Source organism: Thiorhodococcus mannitoliphagus (genome assembly GCF_010915725.1).
In the GTDB taxonomy this organism is placed as follows: domain Bacteria; phylum Pseudomonadota; class Gammaproteobacteria; order Chromatiales; family Chromatiaceae; genus Thiorhodococcus; species Thiorhodococcus mannitoliphagus.
In genome coordinates this window covers 1-1,088 of the sequence record NZ_JAAIJR010000353.1, presented here as the reverse complement: position 1 = coordinate 1,088, position 1,088 = coordinate 1, and the positions used below count along the sequence as shown (strand labels likewise).

2 protein-coding genes are annotated in these 1,088 nt (G+C 55.9%); both read right to left on the bottom strand.

Translation table 11 applies throughout. From position 1 onward, the window contains the following. Positions 1–191: 191 nt before the first annotated feature. On the bottom strand, positions 192–485 hold the full coding sequence (locus G3480_RS26825) for a helix-turn-helix domain-containing protein (protein ID WP_164657237.1): 294 nt from the start codon (positions 483–485) through the stop codon (positions 192–194). Then, the gene (locus G3480_RS26820) at positions 475–801 is read right to left on the bottom strand and encodes a type II toxin-antitoxin system RelE/ParE family toxin (protein WP_164657236.1); all 327 of its coding nucleotides are present in this window, start codon (positions 799–801) and stop codon (positions 475–477) included. The genes G3480_RS26825 and G3480_RS26820 overlap by 11 nt, the downstream gene beginning before the upstream one ends. Positions 802–1,088 lie beyond the last annotated feature (287 nt).

Genomic DNA, 1,088 nt, shown 5'->3' with positions numbered 1-1,088 from the left:
GGAAAGCCGCTTGTCCGGTTCTGAGAGGGGCCGGGTCGCAACCTGGACCACGGGCGAGATCATGTGGCACCGCCGGGAAACCAGGCGGCAAACAGAGAACACAAACGTCGCCCTACCGTCCGGGGAGTGCCCGGCCTACTCAAAACCCCGACCTTCTCCGGACCACTAGCCCCTTTTTTCGTACCTTTAATTCATCCGTCGTGAAGTACCGACAGGGCGTTGGGGTTGGCTTCAACGATCTTGAGCAGCACCCGGGCTGGGCCTGCTGGGCGAACGCGGTGCTGCTCCCAGTTCTGTAACGTCTTAGGTTTAACCCCGATCAGGTAGGCGAAACGAGTCTGGCTCAAGCCCGTGCGCTTCCGGATGGCCTTGACGTCCGGCTCCGGAAACTCTTGCACCCTCGCCCCTGCAACCACTTCGCCACGCATGTGGCAACCCATGTCGCGAATGCTCTCCAGCAGTTCGTCAAATTGCTTATCGTCCATGGTTCACCTCCACATCAATTAAATCGGCCAGACGCCGTAGCTGGTCTTTGGTTAGGTCTGCCGCGACATTCTTAGCGTAGGCGTAGACCAAGTAGCACTGATCGCGAGTGACCCAATGGTAGTAGATCACTCTCGCTCCGCCTCGCTTTCCTCTTCCGGGCAGCGGCGCACGCAACTTGCGAAGACCACGCCCACCGGGAATCAGATCACCTGCTGCGGGGTTTTCCAGCAGGATCATTTGTAGTTCGTGCAAGTCGTCGTCCGAGAACAGATCTTGAGCGCAGCGGATGAAAATGGGAAGTTCAACGAAGACCATACATCAGATGGTACGCTAAAAGCGGAGTTCTAGCACTTGAGTTTAGTTTTCTGTTGGCGATCTTTTGATAAAAAATTCGAGCCTGGCCCCTTTCTTTAGTCTAGTGGTCTTGAGTGAAAGTCCTAATACTGTTTCTGGGCGATCGATGGCATCCTACTCATCTGTCTTGAGTTTCGCCGATGAGTTGATGACACGATGCCACGCTGTACCCCGATTCCCGTTTCCCTCACCGACAAAGAACGTACCCAGTTGGAGGCGTTGGTGCGTCAGCACACCACGGCGCAGCA